The sequence below is a fragment of the Blautia sp. DFI.1.216 genome (genome assembly GCF_020594215.1).
Classification (GTDB): Bacteria; Bacillota; Clostridia; order Lachnospirales; family Lachnospiraceae; genus Blautia_A; species Blautia_A wexlerae.
The window spans coordinates 1-7851 of record NZ_JAJDML010000088.1 but is presented as its reverse complement, the minus strand read 5'-3'; the positions used below and the strand labels follow the sequence as shown (position 1 = coordinate 7851).

General features: G+C 38.8%; 5 protein-coding genes and 1 pseudogene. All 6 read right to left on the bottom strand.

Features of this window, described 5'->3' with window-relative positions; all coding sequences use genetic code 11:
• Positions 1–2701: carbohydrate-binding domain-containing protein (locus LJE11_RS18210; protein WP_227296349.1), on the bottom strand; the 2701-nt coding region annotated here is incomplete at its 3' end.
• A gap of 19 nt (positions 2702–2720) precedes the next feature.
• Positions 2721–2900, bottom strand: coding sequence for a hypothetical protein (locus tag LJE11_RS18205; RefSeq protein ID WP_226839776.1), 180 nt, complete (start codon positions 2898–2900; stop codon positions 2721–2723).
• A gap of 589 nt (positions 2901–3489) precedes the next feature.
• Positions 3490–4398, bottom strand: coding sequence for an Abi family protein (locus LJE11_RS18200; RefSeq protein ID WP_008707599.1), 909 nt, complete (start codon positions 4396–4398; stop codon positions 3490–3492).
• A gap of 292 nt (positions 4399–4690) precedes the next feature.
• Positions 4691–4801, bottom strand: a complete 111-nt coding sequence (locus LJE11_RS20585) for a hypothetical protein (RefSeq protein WP_243101548.1) — start codon at positions 4799–4801, stop codon at positions 4691–4693.
• Between the two features lie 75 nt (positions 4802–4876).
• Positions 4877–5200 carry a hypothetical protein gene (locus LJE11_RS18185; RefSeq protein ID WP_020993674.1) on the bottom strand — a complete coding sequence of 108 codons (324 nt, stop codon included), beginning with the start codon at positions 5198–5200 and terminating at the stop codon, positions 4877–4879.
• A gap of 265 nt (positions 5201–5465) precedes the next feature.
• Positions 5466–7851, bottom strand: a pseudogene (locus LJE11_RS18180) (hypothetical protein); the annotation flags it as partial.

Sequence of the window (7851 nt, the reverse complement as noted above, 5' to 3'; positions counted from 1 at the left end):
TTCTTCCAAGATGGAAACCGAAATCATTCTGGTTTGTGGAGATCAGGCTGTATAACGCTGCCGGGATATGTTCTGCTGTGTTTGTAACAGAAAGATCTATATCCGCAGGTGTTTCTGCTGTAATGGAAGTACCGTTGATCTTCCAGATGAAACCATTCTCCATATCGAGATTCAGGGAAATATCTTTGCCTTTTATTTCGGATAAAACAGTGGCAGGAAGTACCTTGGCACCATTCAGGGTAATGGAAATGGTATCTTTTTCTTTGGAAGTCTTGATCAGACCGTTGACAGCATCCCAGCCTTTCTTCTGGAAACTTCCCTCAATATAAGGTTCCCCGTCACCAAGTTTTCCGAGGTTTTTTGTATCCTGATGTTTGCATCGTTTACAGGTGTAAGTTATGATTCCGTCGGTTTCGGCAGTTGGTTCTGTAGTGATAACACCGTTATCATAGTCATGGCCGTATGCGGAAATCGTGGAGCCGTAATAGATGGTTCTCTCGCAGTCGTTACAATAGGTATCTCCGCTGTAACCGTTGGAAGTACAGGATGGAGAGGAGTAGTAGCATCCCACGGTATTTTTGTGTTCACATTCCTTTCTGATGATTGTGTAAGTGAAAGTTTCTTTTTCGTAATTTCCCTTATCACTGCCATTGTAAATTGCGGTAGCAGAATTATTTCCAACCTGTAAATCATTATTTGCATCGTTTGCCTGCCAATTCCAGTTTTGAGGAAGAGAATTAGGATCAATATCTTTTACTTTCTTACAGGACCATGGAACGGAGATTGTGTCTATTGATGGAAAATTTGGTGTTGAGGTTGCTCGCTTGATGATTGCTTGATATTCTTGTGAAGTCCAGGTATCATCATTGGAATTGGAATTGAAATTGGATATCCGTATAAAAATTTTAGTATTTTCTGCTTCCCTTACCGTACTTACAGTAGGAATATTATCGTTAGAATTCAAAATATACCATGTTTGTCCATTATCAACACTGTATTCAATAATACTATTTGGTGGAATTGTACTTTCTTCAATACTGATAACTGGATGAGGATTTCCATCATATTCATCTTTATATGTAGTAATTGTAGGGGTAAGATTAATAGCAAATTTCCAATTGTCGTTTGTTAAATAACCAGAATATGCATTGTAAAAATCGCCCTCTTCTACAGCAGTAATCTTTACAATATAAGTACCAACATCTTTAGGCTCGTTTATCTCGGCTTGCAAATTATCTTCCTTGAAATATTTTACAGTGAAGTTTCCTACACCTTTAATGTTGTTCTTCGTAGTGATGTTAGGAGAGTGTGTGTTTCCATCATAAGTAAACTCAGAACCGTTAAATTCAAAAATATCACTGGTAACATCACGTTTACCTTCACTAAATGTCCCTGAATTTGAATTAAAGATATAACTTTTAGTCTCTTTTTCAACAGTTATAAGATGATCTTCTCCGGTTAGCCATGCATATAGATTTGTATTCGTAGATTCAACCGCTTTATGATTAGATGGTTCCCAGACTTTATTATCTATAGCTACTGATTTAGTTTTTGTATTAGGAATAACGCAGAGATACACTTCAGGGCTTTTAGGGTCGTAGCTACCAGAGCTATCCAAATTCTGGTGAGGAGTGCAACCAACTTGTGCATTTACAGAACCGCCACTAATGGTAATATTATTGCAAGATCCGTAAAGGCCGCCACCAATTCCGGCACCACTCGTGGAACTAGCAGTTACAGAACCACTTTTAATAGTAATATTATTGCAAGATCCGTAATTGCCGCTACCAATTCCGGCACCATGCATAGATTTAGCATTTACGGAACCACTATTAATGGTAATATTATTGCAAGATCCGTGATGGCCGCCACCAATTCCGGCACCATTCATAGATTTAGCATTTACGGAACCACTTTTAATGGTAATATTATCGCAAGATCCCTGATGGCCGCTACCGATTCCAGCACCAAACTTAGATTTAGCATCTACAAAACCACTATTAATGGTAATATTCTTGCAAGATCCGTAATTGCCGCTACCAATTCCGGCACCATACCCACTCCCATCACTACTAGCTTTTAAGATTCCTGTAGTAGTGTCTGAAGCATTGGTTATTATAAGCTGAGCTTCGTTATCTTTCTGTAAACCAGCAGAGCTTTGATTAGTTGTTGTAAGGTTATTTATGCCTGTTAAATAGATAGTAACTGTAGCTTTAACATTATTATTTATTTGCAGTGCCGAACCAGCAGATGTTTTGATATTTACGTTATCAAGATAAATGTTGATGTTGTCTTGCTCTGAAGTATTCGTTCCATCAACCACAATTCTATTTGATGTTTCCGGACTTTTCTTGCATGTGAATTTGTAATCTTCTGCTATATTTATGGTATAAACTCCGTCCGTAACATTAGCATCCTCAGTTAAATCAATTACTCCATTTTGTGCATTTTCCGTAGCAGCCATTGCCTCATCGGGGGTATCGTTAAATTCAGGAGCCTCCTCCGAACTGAATACAAACAAGTCCTCATTTGTCTCTCCTGCTGCTTCCTGCTCCTCATTGGTAAAAATCTCTGGAGTATCTTCCTCAGACACTACATCCGGATTTCCTGAAGTAAATTCCCCCGCAAATATGGTCTGGGGGGGCATATTGGTGGAACACAGTGCAAGCGCCAGAATCCCGGCTAATAACTTTTTCTTCATACGTTCACCTCTCCTTTCTTTATACATGATCTTCTGCGTCTTGACTCTTTTGTTCTCTTTTTCTGAATTTGATACATAATGCGGTAATCACAACTGCCACAGTAAAGGAAATGACAGCCACCAACACATAGCCGCCTGCGCCCTCATGCAGCAGAATTGTGCCGTACATTCCCGTGGCGTTTATTGGCCGGCTTTGCATGATCCCCATTGCCCCCACAAGGGACAGGAACAGCACAGGGCACACAGAACGGACAGACGGCAGACTGTGCGCCGCTCCTGGCGGCAGTGGTATTCATGCATTCGCTTTTTTACCAATTCGATACTCTTTTCTGTATCGTACATGCCTCCAACCTCCTTCCCCAAAAACAGTGTTAAAAGTCTTTCACTTATATAGGTACAAAAAAAGCGAAAAACTCTCACCCGAAAATCAAATTTTTCAAAAAAAATTTGAGAGCTGCCGAAACAGCTCCCAAAAGAGAAAAAAACAGGTTATATTATTGTATCGAACTGCGGAAGATCAAACCAGCAATAGGGAGCGGAAATGGAATAGCCTACCCACTGCTTGTTGCTTTTTGCAATTGAAGCAGGGGACTTACTTGATTCGGTTAAATATCGAAAAATGCTACCATATAGAGAGGTAATGTAATGATACCCTCTTAAAATTCGGTTTGTTTCCAATCATAAAAAATGGCGAAGTGCTTATCGTAACACTCCGCCGAAGGCCTAACCGGTTTGAGCAAAAAAGCTTGGGTAGGTCTGCTTTACTATTTTATGCCTTCCTGCTGCATTTATACACTTAAGTGTGCCTTCCAATCCGCCGGAAGATTCATTGCTGTAAGACTGACTACATCAATATTATTTTGAATCAGCTTATCGAAAGCAGCTACAAATGTCACCCACTCCTCATCGGATGAGCGCAGATACTTCATCGCCAGTAAGATTTGATACAAACCATTATGTGCTGGCGATGGCACAACCTTATCTACATCCAGAATTTCCGGTGTCGTATGTATTGTGCGATTATAAATTCTGGAATTATGAGCACACATATTGCGCAATACTGAAACGCTCTGTATCCATGAAGCAAGCATTTTCTGTGATGGTTTTACCAAATTTCCTTTTTTTGATTTATACTGGTAGTTTAACGCCAAGATAGAATATGAACTTCCAGTGCCTGTTTTCAAATTCTTAATTATCTTCGATAGCGTACCAAATGAAAGAACTTCAACAGCTGCCCATACAGGCACCTCTCCATCATGATTATCAAAATTATGTTTTATAAACACATCATTAGATCGAGCAATTTCTGATGCTACAGTAGACATATTCTGCCAATATCGTTTTTTCTCTTTGAAAATTGATGAATCTTGCAAAACAAGTGGTTCTCCGTGCACAAGTAATGATTCCACCAATCGCACTCTCAAAGCAACCTCAATCTTAGAAATCATTGAAAAAATCAAAGCAGATAATTCCTGATCAAATTGATACAATTTTATAATATCTTTAAACTTTGTTCCCGCAACATACTTCTTTGTAGTATTATCATATAAATGAAACGAGTAGCCTCTCAAACGATAAAACCCAATTGTCTTTAATACCTTCTCTACATCTTCATAAGATGTAATCTCCATTCCTGCATCTACATAAGATTGCACTTGTTGTTCTATTGTTAATATTTGTTTTGGATATTGATACATAAAACACCCCATAAATGAAAAAGTCCCACCGGGTTGCGCATGAAAAATCAGAGGCGTGGTGGGTTCTGTTAATATTATTATACAGTTTCCGATGTTACTGTCAAGCTTTCTTTTGTAAAAATCGGCAACTTTCCATTGTTTTTTTGAGATTATGCCTATTTTGACATGGGGTATCCCAATGTCAGGTCTCTGCAGATAATAATGATGATACACCTGTCAAATATTCATAGTTACTGATATACGTACCTATTATATAATATGAATTCCTGCGGTTCCTATTTTCTCATACTCTTTACATTTTATTTTTGGTTGGCATCAGAACAAATTCCAGCTTTAATTGCATCCCTAATCCCTGTGCAAGTTTTTTCACTATACTCAGGCTGGGATTTCTTGTTCCGTTCATAATCTGCTTTATACTTCTTTGCCAGTTCTTTTTCTGCCTTTGGTGTCTTCTGCGATTTTTTTATAAATCCATTGGTCAGTACTGCCTTCTTGCCCGCCTCATAGCAAGCTCCATCTCATATATATTTGTTTCATTGTAGAGTTTTTCTTTTTGCCCGCCAAGCTTGATCGTCCGCAAATAAGATAACCGGGTATTTTGCGTATTTTTAATATAACTAGATTTTATATAGCAATTCTCGGGGTTCACAGTCGTATAAAGCAAAGAATCGTTTTCAAGGATCTCCAATGGGCGTAAGTTATGTGATGTAAAAATCAATTGTCCCTTAGCTTTATCCTGCATAACTTCCAGGCATTCTCCCAGTAAATACTCATAAATACCAGAATCCAGCTCGTCTATCACAAGGCAATAAGACTCCCTGTTATAGCAGGCAAGTGAATTACTGCAAATAGAAATCAGCTTTTTTATTCCTGCGGATTCATATAATAAACTTTAAAGAAAAAGGGAATATGGCAAAAACAGGATTGAGCAGAATAAACTCAATCCTGTTTTTGATGTTAAATATTATAATCCTATGATTTCCTAATATCTCAATATTTCTTATTTCTTTTGCAGAAAACAGAATCAGAACAATCTTTACAGTAGAAATATTTGTAAGAAACAGAAGCTATTTCTTTGTCTTGAATTTCTTCATTGTGGAGTATGGACTGTAAGCTCTGGATTTGTCTTTGGAGGTTTGGTTCCATGCCCGTATGGTCACATACCAGGTGCCTTTCTTTACGTTTGTAAAGGTTACAGTTACGGTGTTTTTGCCTTCTGTACGTTTCAGATATTTCTTAACCGGATATTTCTCACCTGCGGAGGTTTTGTATTTGTTTCCGAGCAGGATTTCATAACCTGTGGCATTTTTGCATTTTGTGTAAGTAACAGTCACAGTGTTTCCTTTTACAGTGATATTCTTGATCTTTGGCTGTTGTGGTGTAACAACAGTGATCTTGATCTTCTTGATCTTTGTCCAGGAACCATAGACCTTATTGCCCTGTTCATCCAGAACCCAGCTTCGGGCCGCTACATACCAGGTACCCTTTGCCAGATATCTGAAAGATGCCTGTGGCTTGCCAGTTGAGGAAACTTTTTTGCTGAACTTTCCTGTCTGGAGCATATTTGATTTCTTGCTGATCACGAAGTCATAACCCTGAGCACCTGCACATCCTTTGGAAAGTTTGACAGTAAGCTTGTTTCTGTCAATGGAATGGCTGGAAATCTTTGCGTCAGCAGGTCGCAGGTATGCACCGTTTTCATCTGTGATACTTCCGTCTGTGTGAATGACTCTGCCATTGAGAGATTCTGTACCAAATGCTATGAAATAATCCTGTCCTTTGGAAAGGATAAATTCAGCATATGGAATACTGCGCTCAAATGCACCGCCTACAGTTACGGACTGGATGCACTGCAGAACCCCATTCTCAACATCATACCAGAACAGATTTGCCATAAGTCCTGCACAGGAAACATCTGCCTTTACAGAAAGTACCGCCGGGAAATCGAAAGCTCCGCTTCTTCCAAGATGGAAACCGAAATCATTCTGGTTTGTGGAGATCAGGCTGTATAACGCTGCCGGGATATGTTCTGCTGTGTTTGTAACAGAAAGATCTATATCCGCAGGTGTTTCTGCTGTAATGGAAGTACCGTTGATCTTCCAGATGAAACCATTCTCCATATCAAGATTCAGGGAAATATCTTTTCCTTTTATCCCGGATAAAACGGAAGCAGGAAGTGTCCTGGCACCATTCATGATAATGGAGATGGTATCTTTTTCTTTGGATGTCTTGATCAGATCATTAACAGTATCCCAGCTTTTCTTCTGGAAACTTCCCTCAATGTAAGGTTCCCCGTCACCAAGCTTTCCGAGATTTTTTGTATCCTGATGTTTGCATCGTTTACAGGTGTAAGTTATGATTCCATCAGTTTCTGTAGTTGGTTCTGTAGTGATAACGCCGTTGTCATAGTCATGGCCGTATGCAGAAATGGTATAACCATAGGAAAGTGTTTCATTACAGTCTGTGCAGTAGGTATCTCCGCTATATCCGCTGGAAGTACAGGATGGAGAGGAGTAGTAACGTTCTGCGGTATGTGGGTGTGTACATGCTTTTCTGGTGATTTTAAATACAACAGATGTATTTACATAATTGTCAGCATCTGTACCATTATAAACTGCTGTAGCGGAAACTTCTTCTCCTACAGGTAATTTTTTAGAAATATCGGAATCGCTCCATTTCCATTCATCATTAAAAAGGCCTTTAACATCTTCGACTTTCTTACATAACCATGAAACATATATTGTAGGATCGGTATCGGTTGGCTTGCTTGAAGGTGCTTGTGCTTTTGAAATGACAAATTCCCATTCTGGTGCAGATATACTATCGACTGAATTGTAGTAGTCACCTTCATTCACATCAATCTTAAAAGTATAAGTACCTGCATCTGTGGGGCTGTCTGCGAGTGGAGTTTTATCTCCTTTTTTAAAATACGTTACTTTAGTAATTTTACCATGACCGGTGACATCATCTTTCCATTTAATATATTTACTAATATCAACATGGGTATCTTTAGTATATGTAAAATTGGGCTGCGTATAATCAAATTGGTCAGCGGTAGGAGTTGTTTGGATACGTACAAATTGGTTTTTTGCCTGATCGAAAGAATACTGCCTTTTTTCGGTTCCAACAGTTACATCATAAGCGTCATTATTTTCTTTTTCAGTTAACCAGACGTACAGATTACCGTCTTTTGTAGAATCAGGAAAAATATGATAACTTGGCTTCCAGGATTCACTATCTATCGTTACTGGTAAAAAATATTCATTTTTAATAATACAACAATAAACATTTGTTGAGTTGCCATTATGGGGGGTACAATTAATGCCTGGCATACGATCAGAATATGCCTTTACGGATCCACCACTAATGCCAATGTTGCTGCAGGTGCCACCGGCAGAACCAATTCCGGCACCATTCGTAGAACTAGCAGTTACAGAACTACTATTAATGGTA